Origin of the sequence: Williamsia sp. D3 (assembly GCF_000506245.1) — a bacterium.
Lineage (GTDB): Bacteria > Actinomycetota > Actinomycetes > Mycobacteriales > Mycobacteriaceae > Williamsia > Williamsia muralis.
Genome location: NZ_AYTE01000004.1, coordinates 212,309 through 229,350, shown reverse-complemented (window position 1 = coordinate 229,350; position 17,042 = coordinate 212,309). Strand labels below are relative to the sequence as shown.

The 17,042-nt window shown below is 65.7% G+C and carries 15 protein-coding genes and 3 pseudogenes; 13 read left to right on the top strand and 5 right to left on the bottom strand.

The genetic code is table 11. The annotated features are described in order from the left end of the window. The 8 genes and pseudogenes from W823_RS34790 (at position 1) to W823_RS34760 (ending at position 6,568) form a co-directional block, all read left to right on the top strand. Positions 1–489, top strand: coding sequence for a DUF2617 family protein (locus W823_RS34790; protein WP_023955021.1), 489 nt, complete (start codon positions 1–3; stop codon positions 487–489). Then, the gene (locus tag W823_RS34785; RefSeq protein ID WP_023955019.1) at positions 489–1,004 is read left to right on the top strand and encodes a DUF4247 domain-containing protein; all 516 of its coding nucleotides are present in this window, start codon (positions 489–491) and stop codon (positions 1,002–1,004) included. The genes W823_RS34790 and W823_RS34785 overlap by 1 nt, the downstream gene beginning before the upstream one ends. A 15-nt stretch (positions 1,005–1,019) precedes the next feature. Continuing rightward, positions 1,020–1,460 carry a DUF350 domain-containing protein gene (locus W823_RS34780; protein WP_023955017.1) on the top strand — a complete coding sequence of 147 codons (441 nt, stop codon included), beginning with the start codon at positions 1,020–1,022 and terminating at the stop codon, positions 1,458–1,460. 9 nt (positions 1,461–1,469) lie between these two features. Continuing rightward, the gene (locus tag W823_RS34775; RefSeq protein WP_023955015.1) at positions 1,470–3,044 is read left to right on the top strand and encodes a polyamine aminopropyltransferase; all 1,575 of its coding nucleotides are present in this window, start codon (positions 1,470–1,472) and stop codon (positions 3,042–3,044) included. A 357-nt stretch (positions 3,045–3,401) separates the two neighbouring features. Next, a pseudogene (locus W823_RS34770) lies at positions 3,402–3,763 on the top strand (rhodanese-like domain-containing protein). Between the two features lie 164 nt (positions 3,764–3,927). Next, positions 3,928–4,860 (top strand): DUF4328 domain-containing protein, encoded by a 933-nt coding sequence (locus tag W823_RS0127925; RefSeq protein WP_235189397.1) that lies wholly within the window; start codon positions 3,928–3,930, stop codon positions 4,858–4,860. Further along, complete coding sequence (locus W823_RS34765) at positions 4,857–5,642, top strand: glycerophosphodiester phosphodiesterase (RefSeq protein WP_023955010.1); 786 nt, start codon at positions 4,857–4,859, stop codon at positions 5,640–5,642. The genes W823_RS0127925 and W823_RS34765 overlap by 4 nt, the downstream gene beginning before the upstream one ends. A gap of 11 nt (positions 5,643–5,653) precedes the next feature. Further along, positions 5,654–6,568, top strand: a complete 915-nt coding sequence (locus tag W823_RS34760; protein ID WP_023955008.1) for a DUF5926 family protein — start codon at positions 5,654–5,656, stop codon at positions 6,566–6,568. Positions 6,569–6,667: 99 nt separating this feature from the next. Here the strand turns inward: W823_RS34760 and W823_RS34755 are convergent, their stop codons facing one another. The 3 genes from W823_RS34755 to W823_RS34745 all read right to left on the bottom strand — a co-directional run bounded on the left by W823_RS34755 (position 6,668) and on the right by W823_RS34745 (position 9,108). Further along, positions 6,668–7,207, bottom strand: a complete 540-nt coding sequence (locus tag W823_RS34755) for a ferritin (protein ID WP_023955006.1) — start codon at positions 7,205–7,207, stop codon at positions 6,668–6,670. Between the two features lie 156 nt (positions 7,208–7,363). Further along, complete coding sequence (locus W823_RS34750; protein ID WP_023955004.1) at positions 7,364–8,458, bottom strand: Glu/Leu/Phe/Val dehydrogenase; 1,095 nt, start codon at positions 8,456–8,458, stop codon at positions 7,364–7,366. A gap of 176 nt (positions 8,459–8,634) precedes the next feature. Continuing rightward, a complete protein-coding gene (locus W823_RS34745; protein ID WP_023955002.1) occupies positions 8,635–9,108 on the bottom strand; it encodes an Lrp/AsnC family transcriptional regulator in 474 nt (157 codons plus the stop codon). Between the two features lie 156 nt (positions 9,109–9,264). Between W823_RS34745 and pdhA the strand changes: the two are divergent. The 4 genes and pseudogenes from pdhA (at position 9,265) to lpdA (ending at position 14,114) form a co-directional block, all read left to right on the top strand. Beyond that, positions 9,265–10,351, top strand: a pseudogene (gene pdhA, locus W823_RS34740) (pyruvate dehydrogenase (acetyl-transferring) E1 component subunit alpha). Continuing rightward, the gene (locus W823_RS0127915) at positions 10,348–11,343 is read left to right on the top strand and encodes an alpha-ketoacid dehydrogenase subunit beta (RefSeq protein ID WP_031331369.1); all 996 of its coding nucleotides are present in this window, start codon (positions 10,348–10,350) and stop codon (positions 11,341–11,343) included. The pseudogene pdhA and the gene W823_RS0127915 overlap by 4 nt, the downstream one beginning before the upstream one ends. Before the next feature lie 10 nt (positions 11,344–11,353). Then, positions 11,354–12,718, top strand: a complete 1,365-nt coding sequence (locus W823_RS34735) for a dihydrolipoamide acetyltransferase family protein (protein WP_023955000.1) — start codon at positions 11,354–11,356, stop codon at positions 12,716–12,718. Positions 12,719–12,738: 20 nt separating this feature from the next. After that, a pseudogene (lpdA, locus tag W823_RS34730) lies at positions 12,739–14,114 on the top strand (dihydrolipoyl dehydrogenase). Positions 14,115–14,129: 15 nt separating this feature from the next. Here lpdA and W823_RS34725 read toward each other — a convergent pair. Then, a complete protein-coding gene (locus tag W823_RS34725) occupies positions 14,130–14,762 on the bottom strand; it encodes a cysteine hydrolase family protein (RefSeq protein ID WP_023954998.1) in 633 nt (210 codons plus the stop codon). Between the two features lie 112 nt (positions 14,763–14,874). On the opposite strand from W823_RS34725, the gene W823_RS34720 reads away from it, so the two are divergent. Further along, positions 14,875–15,891, top strand: coding sequence for a GlxA family transcriptional regulator (locus tag W823_RS34720; protein ID WP_023954996.1), 1,017 nt, complete (start codon positions 14,875–14,877; stop codon positions 15,889–15,891). On the opposite strand, the gene W823_RS34715 is transcribed toward W823_RS34720, so the two are convergent. After that, positions 15,875–16,993, bottom strand: coding sequence for an FAD-dependent monooxygenase (locus tag W823_RS34715; protein ID WP_023954994.1), 1,119 nt, complete (start codon positions 16,991–16,993; stop codon positions 15,875–15,877). The genes W823_RS34720 and W823_RS34715 overlap by 17 nt on opposite strands. Positions 16,994–17,042: the final 49 nt, after the last annotated feature.

Sequence of the window (17,042 nt, the reverse complement as noted above, 5' to 3'; positions counted from 1 at the left end):
ATGCAGGCGATTCTCGCGGTGCCGTACTCGGACACCAGCGCCGACCAGCTGGCGCTGTCCTTCGATGAGCCGTTGCTGCCCGCTCTGTCCACCGTTCGCTGCCAATTCGACAACGCAGACCTCACGTTGCGGTTGTTGGGCGCAAGCCACCAGGTCAGCGCGGTGACCGCACTCGGCGAAACCGTCGAAACCCTGGCGTGCCTCCCGGGACAGCACCGAGAACTACCGTCGACGTTGCAAACGCCCACCGTCTCGTTCCGGGCGCGAACCGAACGCCACAACGCACGGTCCCTCTCCGTGCTCGGCGCCCAGATCTCGGATCGGGCGACAGGACCGCATGCTCTGATCGGGCACTATCCCGGCAGTCCCGATGCCTTCACCGCGATCATCGCCGCCGACCTCGGAGACCGGATCCGCTGGGACACCTGGCACGCCTATCCCCAGACGGGCGACGTGGTGATCACCTCGAGCCTCGTGCAGGTGCGTTGATGACCTACGACCACGATGCGGGCGGCTACAACCGCAAGCCCCTCAACCGCATCCGTAACGGAATCATCGCCGCCATCGTCCTGGTGGCTGTTGCGCTGCTTGCCTTTTCATGTGTGTCCGGCGGGGTGGCATCCACCAGCGCGCGCAGCTACATCCAACAGAACTATGACCGGGCGCCGAACCTGGACGAAGGATCGGTGGATGCGTACATCGCCGACGGCACCCCCGAGCAAGTCGCCGGCCAGATCCGCGGTGCCCAGAGACCGGCCGATCAACGTCAGGCGACCCAGACCGTCGCCGGGGTGCCCACGAGCGGGTTGTTCATGCAGTATCCCGACTACCTCGTGGGCCTCTTTCCCTATGAAAACAACAATACCCGCGTGATGCTCAGCGACGACTACGAATCCGGGTACCGCCATTACGGCGGGTTCATCGGTGGGTTCTGGGTCTCACGTCCCAATTTTTCCGGTGGCGGCTCCGACTATCGGGGTGGCGGCGGCGGTTCCGGCAAGTAGCGCAGAAAACAACAGGTGGGAGACAAAGTGGAGTGGGAGATCTTGCGCGACAACGTCGTATCGGCTGCGGCGTACAGCTGCGTAGGCGTGTTGCTGATGATCCTCGGGTTCGTCGCCGTCGACCTGGTGACGCCGGGCAAGCTGCGACAACAGGTCTGGGTGGACCGCAACCGGAACGCGTGCATCCTGGTGGCGAGCAACACCCTGGCGGTGGCGATCATCATCGTCGCGGCGATCACCGCCAGCCAAGGCGACCTCGGTGAAGGACTGCTGTACACCCTGATCTACACGGTGATCGGGATCTTCGTGATGGCGTTGGGCTTCATCCTCGTCGACGCCCTCTCACCCGGCGACCTGGGCGAGGTGTTGATGGATGATCGACCGCACCCCGCCGTCTGGGTCTCCGCGACGGTTCACGTGGGTGCCGGACTGATCATCGCCGCGTCTCTGCTGTAGTCCGCTCCATTGGCCACATCCACCGCCCCACCCGACACCACCGCGCCGCCGCCACTACGCCGGGCAGCACGGTCAGCGCTCCTGGCGGTGGTGTTCATCTGCGCCGCTTGCGGACTGGTCTACGAGCTCGCGCTCGTCACGCTGGGGTCGTACCTGATCGGGAACACGGCCACGCAGGCCGCAATCGTGTTGTCGGTGATGGTGTTTGCGATGGGCATCGGATCGCTGGCCGCAAAACCTCTGCAGAACCGGGCCGCCGTCAGCTTCGCAGTCATCGAGCTGGTGCTGGCTCTGCTTGGTGGTCTCTCGGTGCTGGCGTTGTACGGGGCGTTCGCCTATCTGTCGCTCTACACACAGTCGCTCGTCGTGGTTGCCTTTGTGCTCGGAATGCTGATCGGCGCCGAGATACCGCTGCTGATGGTGTTGCTCCAACACATCAGGGAGCAGTCGGCAGGGTCTGCGGTGGCCGATCTGTTCGCCGCCGACTACGTGGGCGCGTTGCTCGGCGGCCTGGCGTTCCCGTTCCTGTTGCTGCCGTTGCTCGGCCAGATCCGCGGCGCGCTCGTGGTCGGCATGATCAACGCCGTTGCCGGAGCCGCTCTTGTACTCATCGTGTTCCGCCGAGACCTCGGTCGAGTCCGCATGCTGGCATTGGGGGCCGGGTCGGTCGGTGTGGTCGCGGTGTTGATGGCGGCGATGTTCTATGCCGACACCTTCGAGGTCAACGCACGGCAGGCGCTGTATCGCGACCCGATCGTGCTGGCCGACCGAACCCCGATCCAGGACATCGTGATCACCAATCGCGGCCTCCCCGACGGCGAGGACACCCGACTCTTCCTCAACGGCGATCTGCAGTTCTCCAGCGTGGACGAGTACCGATACCACGAGTCGCTGGTGCACCCGGCGCTGGCGCAAAAGCGGGACAACGTCCTGATCCTGGGCGGTGGCGACGGTCTGGCACTACGCGAGGTGCTGAAGTACCGCGATGTGCAGTCGGTGCACCTCGTCGAACTCGACCCCCGGATGATCGATTTGGCGCGCACGGAACCGAGACTCACCGAACTCAACGGCAACGCCTTCGCCGACGACCGGGTCTCCGTGGTGACAGCCGACGCGTTCAACTGGTTGCGTGAGGATTCGGGTCTGTTTGACGCCGTCATCGTCGACATGCCGGACCCGGACGAGACGGCAACCGCCAAGCTGTACTCGGTGGAGTTCTACGGGCTGATCCGCGGGCACCTGGCGCCGGGTGCCCGAATGGTCGTCCAGGCGGGCTCGCCCTACTTCGCGCCCCGCTCGTTCTGGTGCATCGGTCAGAGCATCGCCGAGGCAGGGGTGACGACCGCGGCCTATCACGTCGACGTGCCCTCGTTCGGTGACTGGGGTTTCTTTCTGGGGGCAGCGGGTGACGTCGCACCGGCGGTGACGGTGGACCCTGCGGTGGACCGTCGCTTCTTGTCGGCGGACGAGCTGGATGCCGCCCGTACGTTCCCGCCCGACCGCCCACCATTGGAGATGCCCTCGTCCACCCTGATGCAGCCGCGGATCCTCGAGTACTCGCAGTCGGAGTGGTCGGTGTACTGACCGTTCCGGCGATGCACCGAAGGGATGTCTTCCGCAAATCGGACCCTGTGAGTTGTCGTCTCCGGTTGACGTGAAGTTATCCACAGGCGTCGCCTAACGCGCTGGTTCAGAGCCTGCCAGCAAACACTCAACCTGTGGATGAGGCTGTGGAAACTGTGGAGAACTCGGCGTTTTGAGTGAATTGTTAGTGAACCTCGTCACAAATCATGTTGCTGCTCGAAGGATTATCTTTCGGATTGTTAATTATCTCGACATTTGGGCGACGATGAGCGGAACGCGGGGCCCTGTGGATAACCTGTTGAAAACTGCGGGGTGGCGGCGCACGCCGGGGCAGCGTGCCACCATGGACGGGTGACTATGTCGGATGTTCCGTCGGTGCCCGTCACCGACCTACCGGTCGATTTCACGGCAGAGACGAACAGGATCCTGCTGGACGTTCGAGAAGACGACGAGTGGGCGAACGGGCACGTTCCCGGAGCCTCCACATCCCTCTCGCCGAAGTGCCCGCTCGGGTCGACGAGATCGACCCCGACGCCGAGCTGTTTGTCATCTGTCACTCGGGTGGCCGCTCGGCCCGCGTGCTCGGGTACCTCTTGCAGCGCGGGTACGAGGGCGCGAACGTCGGGGGCGGAATCCTGGCGTGGGCGCAGGCCGGTAGGCCCCTGGAGACAGGCGCAGGTGGATCCGGGGGAGCGGCGTCCTCGGAGACCGGGCGGTGACAGTTCCGCCTTCTGGCCCGGTCCGGGACTACTGCCCGCACTGCCGGATCGCTGGACCGCACGATCCCCGTCGACCACGCTGCCCACGATGTTCGGGTCCGCTGACCCCGCTCGACGCCTACGGCCGCGCCGTGGTGTTCCGGCCGCCGCCGCAGCAACGGCCCGTGTCTGCCCCGGGAGGCGTTCCCGCACCCCCTCCGCCTGGCCCGCAGCCGCGGCCGAACAACATGTACGTCCCGCCGCGCAGTCAGCGTCATCAATCGGTGTCCGGCGGCGCGCCGCGTCAGATGTCTCCGACAGCACGGCGGATGGTGCGCTGGGTGGCGCTGCGTCCGCCGGAGGCCCGGCCGCGTCCGCGAGCCCGGGTCGAGCGGCACGAAACACCCACGCCTCGCTACCGAAGCGTCCCGCAGTGGGGTCTGCAGGACAGCCCGGCAACCGAACCCGAGACGCGTGAGCAGAACCTGATCGAACAGGCTACAGCCCGGCTTCCGCAGCTGTTGCTGATCGCAGCGGGCGTACTCGTCGCGGCGGCCGCCGCCGAGGCGTGGATCTACGCATTGCTCGTGGTCAACCTGGAAGAACCGGTCGGCCGCGGTATGCAGGTCGCTGCCGAGGGCGCGGTGTGGATCACCGGCCTGGCGTCGGTGGCGATGATGCTCGCGTGCCTGGCCGGCGCCGCCGGATGGTTGATCGAGGAGCGGCGGAGGTCATACGGCGAGCACGGTCAATACGACCCGCGAACCCGCCGGGAGATCTTCATCGGGTGCTGGGTCCCGGTGATCAACGTCTTCCGTCCGGTGGCCTTCATGCGCGAGGTACTCGAACTTCGCGACGATCTGCCGCGCGACCACATCCGTAAGCGACTGTGGTGGTTGTGGGCCGGCTGGGTACTGGTGAATCTGCTGGTGGTCGGGTGCATCGTGCTGCGGATCTTCGCCGAGTCCCTGCTGTGGCAGTCGAATGCAGTGCTCCTTGTCATCGTGTCCGACCTGGCCAGCGCCGGGTTCGCGGTTGCGGTGTGGTGGACGATCACGCGACTGCTCGACCGGGAAGCCGAGACGGCGGCCCCCACCCGATGGCTGGTCGCGGTATGACCGACACCCATCGGGTGCTGCGCACGGAAACGCCTGCGGTGGTGGCTCACCGGGGGGCGTCGGGCCACAAACCCGAACACACGCTGATGGCGTACGAGCTCGCCCTCGAGCAGGGCGCTGACGGACTCGAGTGCGACGTCCGGCTCACCGCGGACCACGAGCTGGTGTGTGTCCACGACCGCACGATCGACCGCACCTCCGACGGCAGCGGTGTGGTCAGTGAACTCACCCTCGCTCAGCTCCGGGAGTTCGACTTCGCGAGTTGGCATACGTCCGGTCTCACCTCGAAGGTCCTCACACTGCGCGAACTGATGGAGCTGACGCTGGACTGGAAACGCCCGGTGCGCCTGTTCATCGAGACCAAGCACCCCGTTCGATTCGGTGGTCTGGTGGAGCAGCTGCTCCTCGCCGAACTGCAGCGGTTCGGTGTGGCGACGCCGGCATCGGCAGATCACAGCCGCGCCGTGGTGATCTCGTTCTCCACCGCAGGTGTGTGGCGCATCCGACGCAACGCGCCGATGCTGCCCACCGTGCTACTCGGCGACACCGCCCGGTTTCTCGGCGGAAGCGCCGCCACCGCCGTAGGGGCCACGGCCATCGGACCGTCGATCTTCAGTCTTCGGGAGCATCCCGATGCGGTGGATCGTGCTGCCGCCGCTGGTCGGGCCACGTACTGCTGGACGGTCGACGAGCGGCGCGACGCGACATACTGTGCCGATCTCGGCGTCGGCTGGATCGCCACCAACTACCCCGACCGGGTGAGGGGCTGGCTCGCTGCGTAAGTTCTTCTCACGTGGCTAAGAAGAGCAAACGTGGCAGCGGACCCCGACCCGGAAGCAATCGCGCCGAACGGGTGGCGGCACGCAAGGAACGGCAGGCCCAGGCAGCTGCGCCGCTCTTCCGGCCGTTCGCCGGGATTGCCGCCGAATGCGACCTGGTGGCCCTGAGGGCCTTCGTCGCCTCGGCCACCGCCGAGTTGCCGCTGACCACACCGAGCACAAACCCCGTGCGACTGGTGACGGTTCTGCCCGGTGCCGGACCGGCACTGGTGCGTGAGGAGTCCGGCGCAGCTGTGGGTCTGGTTGCGCTGCAGACCCAGCCCGAGCACGAAGAGCCCGGTGCCGCATTGGCTGCCGCGATTCGTTGGGCAACCGAAAGTGCTGCGGGAGAAACACTTTCAGAGGTCGACATCGCCGAGGCCGGTGCACTCGAGGACGTGCTCGATCCCGCCGCTGCGCTCGACATCACCGTGCACAACGACTTCAACTGGTGGATCGAGGGTCAGGACAGCCCCGCTCCTCAGATCACCGCGATGATCGAGCAGGCCAACGCGGCCATCATGCCGACGGCCCGGTTGGCCGGGGACTTCGTCGGGGCGCCGTGGTGGGTCGACGCCGGTGAGCGTGCACATCTGCGGTGGATCCGCCCCGAACCCGAAGACGACGTGATGGCGGCGCTGGCGCGCGTGCATGCATCGGGTGGGCTGACACTCGGCGAGGGATCACGCTTCGCGGGTTCATTCCGTACACACGGGCTGCTGGTTCCGGTGTTCGACCTGGACCGCGAATTGCACCCCACCGAGTGGACTGCGGGCGTGGAGACGTTCAACAACCGGCTCAACGAGGCGCTGGCCTCGGACGCCGAGCTGACCAGCGACGAGCGGCGCTCACGCGACGGTATCCGGGCCCGGCAGGTCACCCTTCGCTGAGGTGGCGGGCAGTACGCCCGAACAGACACGACAACAAAGTGCGCGGCCGGAGAGATCCGGCCGCGCCCTTTGTGCGTGTTTACGTGCTGTTGAGCGGGTTTACAGGGTGCCGCCGGCGGCGCCGGGCGCCGTGGCGTCTGCCTTGGCGGCGGTGCCGACCTCTCGGGCGACGAAGTTCTCGAGGTCGAAGAGATTGCCTTCGCACCGATCGGCGACGGTCTGCAGGGTGCGCATCACCGCGACCTCTTCGATCTGCTCCTTGAGGAACCACTGCATGAACTGCTCGCCCAGGTAGTCACCTTCGTCGCGGGCCGTCTTGGCCAGTTCGACGATCTGGTCGGTGACACGCTGCTCTTGCGAGAGTGCCACCTTGATCGGGGCGCGGTAGTCGGCGAACGAGTTCTCCGGCTGATCGATGCCCGGGGTGTGCACCACCATGTCGCGGTCGAGGAAGTACTGCACGATCATCATCGCGTGGTTGCGCTCTTCGACAGCCTGGGCGTAGAAGTGCTTGGCCAACTGCGGCAGGTCTTCGTTGTCGTAGTAGGCGGCGATGGCGATGTACTGCTGTGACGCAGAGAATTCTTGACGAATCTGGTCGTGCAGGAGCTCATGGAAGCGGGTTCGGATTGTGCTCATGACGACCAGGTTAGGACCAGGTGAAAGCCGTTGTCATCCAAGCTCATCCTTACTAAGGGTGGCATTGCCGAACTTGTCCGAGGGAAGGTTAACCTTGGCTGACAACAACTTCAGCGCTCCGTGCGTGTGATCGGCGCGGTGTGAGCTGACGGCGCCTCACACCGCATCGTCGAGCCGGCGCCGCGCGATCCGGTCGGCAGCCACACCGGCCGCGATGTTCTCTCGGGCTGCGGTCTGAAGAATGAATGTCATTGTGTCAAAGACGGATTCGACGCGCTTGCGTACCGCTTCGCGGGTGCGCCCGCGGAGCTCGCCCTCGACCTGGATGAGCCCACCGGAGTTGGCCACATAATCCGGTACCCACACGATTCCGCGGTTGACGAGTGTCCTCTCGGCCCCAGGGGTGAGCAACTGGTTGTTCGCGGCGCCGCAGACGATGGATGTGTTCAGCGTCTCACTGGTGGCTATGTCCAACGTGCCGCCGAGCGCACACGGGGCATAGACGTCGAGGCGCTCGGCTCGGACGTCTGCCGCCACCCTTGTGCGGGGGAAGGCGTCCAGCACGCGGTCGAGTGAGGGCTGATAGACGTCGGAGACCAGAACCTCAGCACCGGCATCTGTCAGGAGCGACACCAGTTCGAAGCCAACCTTTCCCGCACCCTCCACGCCCACCGTGCGTCCGGCGAGTTCGCGTTCCCCCCACACCTGCACTGCCGCTGCGCGCATGGCCTGGAACACCCCGAGGGCGGTGTTGGGCCCGCTGTCACCCGATCCGCCGGCAGCCGTGTTGCGGCCGACGACGTGTGCGGTCGATTCGCCGATGATGTCGAGATCGTCGCTGTTCGTGCCCACATCGCCGGCCGTGACATACAGACCGTCGAGTCTCTCCACGAATCGGCCATAGGCGCGCAACAACTCCGGCGTCTTGATGGTCCGCGGATCACCGAGGATGACGGCCTTGCCTCCGCCGAGGTCGAGTCCGGCTGCCGCAGCCTTGTACGTCATCCCGCGGGACAGCCGCAAAACATCTGTGAGCGCGGCACTTTCGTCAACGTAGGGATGAAACCGGGTGCCGCCGAGGGCGGGTCCCAGCGAGGTGGAGTGCAGCGCGATGATGGCCTGCAGGCCGCTTGCGCTGTCCTGGCAGAACACGACCTGCTCGTGCGCGGGCTCGTCGATGGGGAAGTCTGATCGACCGAACACGTGGCTTGTGGCCGACTCTGCGGACAGAGGGGTGACGGTGACGGACATGGAAACCTCCGGGTAGGTGGTCGAGGGTTGAGTGTGCAACTAGCTGCACGAATGTTGTCCCGGAGCGACGAAGTGGTCAACAGTGAACTGGATAATTGCGCAACGTGCACATTTTGGTGCGTGTGCCGGCTGTCACGTTGCTCAGATTGCCGCCTCGGTCACCACGCGCCCTGGCCTCACCGACCGTGCGCGAGCCGCTCGAGCAGGGGGCGGGTCCGGTAAGGGATTGCGTCGCGCATGGCCACCGACATGGTGGTCCGTTCGACGCCGGGTACTGCCAGGATCAGCCCGGCCACGCGGTAGAGGTCGTCGGCGTCGAGGGCTGCGACCGCGATGAGAAGGTCTGCGTCCCCGGAGATCCCGATCACCTCGATCACCTCCGGGATGTCGCTGAGGAGGGCAATGATCGGTTCGAGTCGGTGCTGGTCGACGACCGCGCTGATGTAGGCGCGCAGCGTGTATCCGAGGTCTCTGGTGGAGATCAGTCGGTCCATCGGCGCCAGCACACGCCGCTCTTCCCATCGGGCCAACCGGGATTGGACGGTGTTCCTGGCCATCTGGAGGGCGGCCGCCAGCTGCACCCCGGTGGCGCGTGGGGTCTCGCAGAGGGCGAGTAGAAGGCGGGCGTCAGAGCGGTCGAACTTCGTCATGTCGCACAGTGTCGCACGTCTCATCGCCGCGAAGTTGGTCAAAATGCGCAAGTTAGTCGATAGCTCTTGTGCAGTGTGGCGCTCACTGGTTGCCTGACATGCACCGAATGAACCGTGGGCGAATGTCCACGTCAGCCCTGGCGAGTGGAGGCCCCGGTGATCGACAACGACGATGTGGTCCAACTGATCAGCCCGACGGGCGAGCGACTCGAGCACCCCGAGTACTCCGACCTCGTCTCCGACATCGACGTGGACGCGTTGCTGCGCCTCTACGAGGACCTGGTGGTGGTGCGGCGCATCGACGCCGAGGCAACCGCTCTGCAGCGCCAGGGAGAGCTCGGCCTGTGGGCGCCGCTGCTCGGCCAGGAGGCGGCGCAGGTCGGCTCGGCGCGGGCGCTCGATCCCCAGGACTTCGTCTTCGCCAGTTACCGCGAGCACGCGGTCGCCTACTGCCGCGACGTGGACCCGGCCCACATGCTCCGGTTCTGGCGAGGATCCACCCATTCGGGCTGGAACCCCTATGAGTACCGGATGACAACACCGGCGATCATCGTGGGCTCGCAGGCGTTGCACGCCACCGGATACGCGCTGGGCATGCAGTTCGACGGTGTGGACGGCGCCGCGATCACCTACTTCGGTGACGGGGCCACCAGCCAGGGCGACATCTCCGAGGCCTTCGGTTTCGCCGCGAGTTTCCATGCCCCTGTTGTCTTTTTCTGCCAGAACAACCAGTGGGCGATCTCCGAGCCGGTCTCGTTGCAGTCGCGTGTGACCATCGCCGAACGTGGCCGGGGTTTCGGGGTTCCGAGTGTGCGGGTCGACGGGAACGACGTACTTGCCGTCATCGCGGTCACCCGCGCGGCGTTGGCGCGGGCCCGAGAAGGCAGTGGCCCGACCTTGATCGAGGCGGTGACCTATCGGATGGGACCGCACACCACATCCGACGATCCGACGCGATATCGACCTGCGGCGCTGGACGACGAATGGCGCGCCAAGGACCCTCTCGACCGGGTGCGGGCGCTGCTCGACGCGGCAGGCGTACTGACCGACGATGTCTACGAACGGATTCGAAACCAATCGGACACAACCGCAGCCGAACTCCGACGCGGCTGCCTCGAGACCGTGGAACCGACGCCGCTGTCGATGTTCGACGAGGTCTATGCCGAGCAACACCCCCTGATCGATGAGGAACGACGCGAGTTCGCCCTCGTACCTCGAAGGATTCGAAGGAGACGCCCGATGAGTGCCCCGGCCATCACCCCCGCGGTCATGCCGATCGGCAAGGCCATCAACTCCGGCCTGCGCAAAGCGATGGAGAAGGACCCGAAGGTGGTGCTCCTCGGCGAGGACATCGGCAAGCTCGGAGGTGTGTTCCGGGTGACCGATGGTCTGCAGAAGGACTTCGGACCGCAGCGGGTCATCGACACGCCCTTGGCCGAATCCGGGATCATCGGCACGGCAGTGGGTCTGGCGATGCGCGGCTACCGGCCTGTGTGTGAGATCCAGTTCGACGGGTTCATCTATCCCGCGTTCGACCAGATCGTCTCGCAGGTTGCCAAGCTGCACTACCGGACCGGCGGCAACGTGAAGATGCCCATCACGATCCGGGTTCCCTACGGCGGTGGAATCGGCGCGATCGAGCACCACTCCGAGTCGCCTGAGGGCTACTTCGCCGCGACCGCTGGTCTGCGTGTGGTCACCTGCGGTACCTCCGCCGATGCCCACCAGATGATCCAGCAGGCAATCGAGTCCGATGACCCGGTGCTGTTCTTCGAACCCAAACGCCGGTACTGGGAGAAGGGGCCGCTCGCCGAGGCCGGGGATGCCTACCCGCTGCACAAGGCCCGCGTCGTCACGCCCGGCTCGGATGTCACCCTGGTGGCCTACGGCCCCCTCGTCACCACCGCGGTGCAGGCGGCGAAGATCGCAGCGGGAGAGGGCCGTTCGATCGAGGTGATCGACCTACGCTCGATCTCCCCGCTTGATGTCGACACCGTTGCGGACTCGGTTCGCCGCACCGGGCGCCTGGTGATCACCCATGAGGCCCCGGTGTTCCTGGGTATCGGCGCGGAACTCGCGGCGCGCATCGGTGAACGCTGCTTCTTCCATCTCGAGGCCCCGGTGGCCCGCGTGGGCGGGTTCACCCTGCCGTATCCGCCGGCCAAACTCGAAGAACACTTCCTTCCCGACGTCGACCGCATTCTCGACGCCGTCGACCGCACGTTCGCATCGTAGGAGCCAGCTCATGTCGACAACCCAGACCTTCTTGCTCCCCGACCTCGGCGAGGGGCTCACCGAGGCCGAACTGCTCACCTGGCTCGTCGCGGTCGGCGACACTGTCGAACTCAATCAGAACATCGCCGAAGTGGAGACGGCCAAGGCCTCGGTCGAACTCCCCTCTCCCTACGCGGGAACCGTTGTGGCGCTGTACGCAGACGAGGGCGCCACCATCGAGGTGGGCCGGCCGTTCATCGACATCGCCGTCGAGGGCGCCTCCACTGACGACCACACGCCGACTGCCCCGCAGGATCCCGTCTCATCAAGCCCTGCCCCGTCGGACTCACGTCCCGCGAGCAAGGAACGCACGCCGGTTCTTGTCGGGTACGGCGTGGCCGAGGAGAGCACGGGACGGCGTCGACGGCGGACAAACGCGGCCACCGTGTCGGCGGCCGATGCTGTTGTGACAGAGCAGGAGCGCCCGCTGGCCGCGCCGCCGGTCCGGTTCGCAGCCAAGCAGAACGGTGTCGATCTGGCCGAGGTGCCCGCCACCGGCGATCGGGGACAGGTCACCCGCGACGACCTCGAGCAGTACCTGGCCCGATCGGCTGCCGACCCGGTGTCTGAGCCCGTACCCGTACCCGAACCCGCCGCAGCTCCGGGCGAATCCGCCCGCCCTGCCGCGGCGGTGCTGGACGAAGAACGCACCCCGATCAAGGGGGTACGCAAACACACCGCCGACGCCATGGTCCGCAGTGCCTTCACCGCACCGCATGTCACCGAGTTCGTCACCGTGGACGTCACCCCGGCCGTCGATCTGCTCGCACAACTCAAGGAGTCCAAGCACTTCCGGTCGGTACGCATCACGCCGCTGGCGTTGGTGGCCAAGGCGCTGCTCGTGGCACTGCGGTCCAATCCGTCTCTCAACTCTGCGTGGGACGAGGCGAATCAGGAGATCGTCACCAAGCGGTACGTCAACCTGGGGATCGCAGCGGCCACCCCGCGCGGCCTCATGGTGCCCAACATCAAGAACGCCCACACATTGAGCCTGCGTGACCTCGCCGAAGCGCTCACCGCGTTGACGACAACGGCGAAAGAAGGGCGCACCGGGCCACAAGACCTGTCCGCCGGCACCATCACGATCACCAATGTCGGTGTGTTCGGGGTGGATTCGGGTACCCCGATCCTCAACCCCGGCGAGGCGGCGATCCTGTGCTTCGGCGCAATCCGCCGACAGCCGTGGGAGCACCGAGGTGAGATCGCCCTGCGATCGGTGACCACGCTCAGTCTCTCGTTCGACCACCGGCTGGTCGACGGCGAGCAGGGATCTCGTTTTCTCGCAACCATTGCCGACATCCTGTCCGATCCCGTCACCCTGATCGCGCTGAGCTGAGCGCAACCGGAGGAAAAGCCATGACCGACATCCCCGACGTCCTGATCCTGGGAGGCGGGTCGGGTGGGTACGCTTCGGCCTTCCGCGCCGCCCAACTCGGCAAGACCGTCACCCTCATCGAAGAAGACAAGGTGGGAGGGACCTGTTTGCACCGCGGCTGTATCCCGACCAAGGCGTTGCTCCATGCAGCCGAGGTGGCCGACACGGTTGCCCACGCATCCAAGGTCGGGATCGGAGCCGAGCTCACCAAGGTCGATGTGGCGGGAATCCACACGTACAAGAACTCAGTGGTGGACCGCTTGTACCGCGGCCTGCAAGGGCTGGTGAAGGCCCACCGGGTCGACATCGTGAACGGCACCGGCCGCTATGTCGGGGGACGCAGCGTTGAGGTCGGGGGGACCACGTTCACCGGACGATCACTGGTGCTCGCGACGGGTTCAGCAGCCCGGACCTGCCGGGTGTCGACCGCGGTGGTCGAGTCCTGACGAGTGATGACGCCCTCGAACTGCCCACGCTTCCCGAGCGGGTGGTGGTTCTCGGCGGCGGGGTGATCGGCGTCGAGTTCGCAAGCGTCTGGACATCTTTGGGGGCTCAGGTCACCATCGTCGAAGCGCTGCCACGATTGATCGCCACCGAGGACGAGTGGTCGTCCAAACAACTCACCAGGGCTCTCAAGAAGCGCGGCGTGACCGTCAGGACGGATGCGCGGTGCGAGGCTGTCACGCAACAGGCCGACGGGGTGACCGTGGCACTGGCAGGCGGAGACCTTCTCGAGGCGGACGTTGTGCTCGTGTCGGTGGGTCGTGGTCCGCGGACGTCTGGGAATGGCTTTGCAGAAGGCGGCATCGAGCTCGACGAGCGTGGATTCGTGCGCGTGGACGGTGCGCTGCGCACATCTCAGGACGGGGTATACGCGGTGGGCGACATCGTCGCGGGACCACAACTCGCCCATCGCGGTTTTGCGCATGGCATCCACGTGGCCGAGGTGATCGCCGGACGCGATCGGGTTCTCGCCGACGACTCCTTTATCCCACGAGTCGCGTACTGCAATCCGGAAGTCGCATCTGTCGGGCTCACCGAGGTGCAGGCGCGTGAGAAGTACGGTGAGGTGTCAACGGTGGTCTACGATCTGGCCGGAAACGGGAAGAGTCAGATACTCGGGACCGGCGGCGGGATCAAAGTGGTTCGTGCGCAGAAGGATTCGGGACCGGTAGTCGGCATCCACATGGTGGGTGAACGCGTCGGCGAACTGATCGGCGAGGCACAACTGACCGTGGGGTGGGGTGCCTACCCCGACGACGTCGCCGCTCTTGTCCATGCTCACCCGACCCAGTCCGAAGCGCTGGGTGAGGCGCACATGGCGTTGGCGGGGCTGCCGTTGCACAGCCACGGCTGAACCCCGCCCGCCTCGTCACACGGTGGCGCCTCTCCCGTCGAGTGCGGAGGCCACCAGGTTGCTCGCCGCAAGCGGTTCGCCCTTGTCGACTGCCGCAGCCCACTGCTCGGTTGTCGCCACGGCCGCGAAGTTCGAGTTCAGCAGAACCATGATCGTCTCGTGTAGCTGCTGGGCCGACACACTGCCGGCCTCGTTCGACAACGCTATGGCTCCGGTGGCGTCAGAGAGCACCTCGGTTGTGAACCCGAGGGACTCGGCGTGGGCGGCGGTTGCGATGTCGCAGTTGTTGGTCATGAAGCCGACGATCGAGATGGTGTCGACACCGTTGTCGTGCAACCACTCTGCTGCATCCGTTCCGGCGAAGACGCTTCCGTACACCTTCTCGACACGCTTCCACTCGGGTTGGACCATTTCGGCCACCGCGGGGTGCAGTTCACTGCCCGGCGAGCCGGGAGCGAACACGGGGGCACCTGCCGGGAGGAGATGCTGAACGACCACAACGGGAATCGACTGCGTTGTGGCGACTTCGATCGCCCGTACAACGTTCGCCAGCGAGTCCTCACGGGGCGGGTACTGGATCTCCAGGGGGCCGTCGAAGTATTCCTGCTGGACGTCGATGACGATGAGTGCGCGTCGAGGGGACGACATGGGTGACTCCTTCTGGGTCAGGTGCGTGCTGGTGTACCCGCCATTCTTCGGGTCGGACGTACACTGCGACAGTGGCCCATATGCACTCTTTCGATGAGATCGTGCCAATCTGATGCGGATCGGTATCTACGCTTTCGACGGCATCACGTCGTTTCACCTGGCCACTCCCCAGATGGTGTTCGGCGAAGTGGCGCGGCTGGGCATCGACGCTGCATGGGAGACGTTTCTGTGGTCCGATTCGCCGGGGAGCATCAGAACGCTCGAGGGATACACGGTCGATTCGGTCGGCGGACCGGAACTCGCTGATGGGGCCGACATCATTGTTGTGCCGTCCTGGCCCGTTGATGCGCCGGCGATCGGTGATTCCCTGCGACAGAGCCTGATTCGTGCCCACGATGCGGGCGCCATCATCGTAGGGCTGTGTCTCGGTGCGTTCGCCGTTGCCGATACCGGCATCCTGCACGGACGCAGCGCCGTGACCCATTGGGAGGCGATGCCCCAACTCTCGCGCCGGCATCCGGACATCGTGCTGGACGATTCGGTCCTCTATGTCGACCACGGCGATGTGTTGACCTCTGCGGGCACCGCAGCCGCAATAGACGCGTGCCTGCACCTCATCCGCAACCACATCGGCGCGGCAGTCGCTGCCCGCGTGGCGCGAAGTCTGGTCGTGGCTCCACATCGGGAAGGTGGGCAGGCCCAATACATCGATCGGCCTGAGGCGCTTCCCCGGATCAACGGGGCCATCGCGGAGATCCAGCACTGGGCACTCGAGCACCTCGATGAACCGCTCGGTGTGGATCGCTTGGCTGCACACGCCCGGATGAGCCGGCGCAGTTTCATCCGGAAGTTCACCCAAGAGACCGGATCGAGTCCCGCCAGATGGGTCTTGAGACAACGAATCGGCGCTGCCCGGGCACTCCTCGAGAGCACGGACTGGGGGATGGATCAGATCGCCGACGCCTGCGGGTTCGGCAGCACCGTTACTTTCCGGCAGAACTTCGTGGCCATTCTGGCGACAAGCCCGACCAGCTATCGCCGCCAGTTCACGACGCAGAGCACGCCCACCGGCGACCGTGGCCAGAACCGCCGGCGGGACAGCCGAGAGCCGGTCAGCGCGCGGCGTTGATCGCGAACCGCTGGTTGCGTGCCCGCAGTTCGGACTCGGTGGCCGGAACCATGAAGTCGCGGGCTTCGTGAACGCCTTCTTGCGCGGTGGCCACCCGCGGGCGCAGCAACTGCTCGTAGCGGGTGAACGCGATGTCATGGGCGGCGCCGGCTTTTGTCATCTCCGACACCAGGGTGTGGGCACCGATCATCGCCAGTGAGGTGCCTCGCCCGGAAAAGAGTGATGCGGCGTGTGCGGCATCGCCGATCAGGACCACCCGCCCGCTCGACCACCGGGGCATGTGCACCTGGCTGACCGAATCGAAGTACAGCCTGTCGGCCTCGGCAACGGCCTGCAGCAAGAACGGGGACTCCCAACCCTGCTCGCCCTTCATCAGGTCGACCAGCACGCGCTTCTGGTCGCCCAGGTCACGGTTGTCGTAGTCGACCTCGGGGGTACGAGCGGCCATGAATCCGATTGTGCGCGAGCCGAAGTCCGTGATGCAGAACATGCGGCCTGGGGTGTTGTAGGTGACGCTCTCGCCCGGGGTTCCCGAACCCAGGGGAAGGTCGACAAAAGCGGTATAGGTGTCGAGGTGCCGGCGGAAGGTGGTCTCGGGTCCGAACACGGCTTCTCGGACCGTCGAATGGATACCGTCGGCGCCGATGACGAAGTCGAAAGCGCCTGTACGGCCGGACGCGAGCGCGACATCGACGGCAGTACCGGTGTCGGTCACGTCGACGATCGAGTCGTCGTAGACGAACTCGACATTCGGGCCGATGGCGCCGTGCAGGATTCCGATCAAACTGTCTCTGGCGATCTCGACGTCGTCGGCCGAGTCGGTGGCGAACTCGTTGGGGAGCACGGCAATCGGGTGGCCCTGATCGTCGACCCAGGTGGTGAACGCCTCACGGCCGGACGTCGGCACCCTGCTGTCGCGGATGTCGCCGAGGATTCCCATCGCGTCAGCGACCGCGAGTGCGTCGCCACGGATGTCGATCGGTGACCCTGCAACCCGTAGTGCGGGTGCGCGCTCGACCACTGTGACCTCGTGACCGGCCTTCTCGAGCCAGAATGCAACCGAGAGACCGGCGACGCTCGCTCCCGAAACCAATACAGCCATGGTGGCCTCCTTCAGATCTGAGCCCGCATCCGATCGTATGCAATTCGGC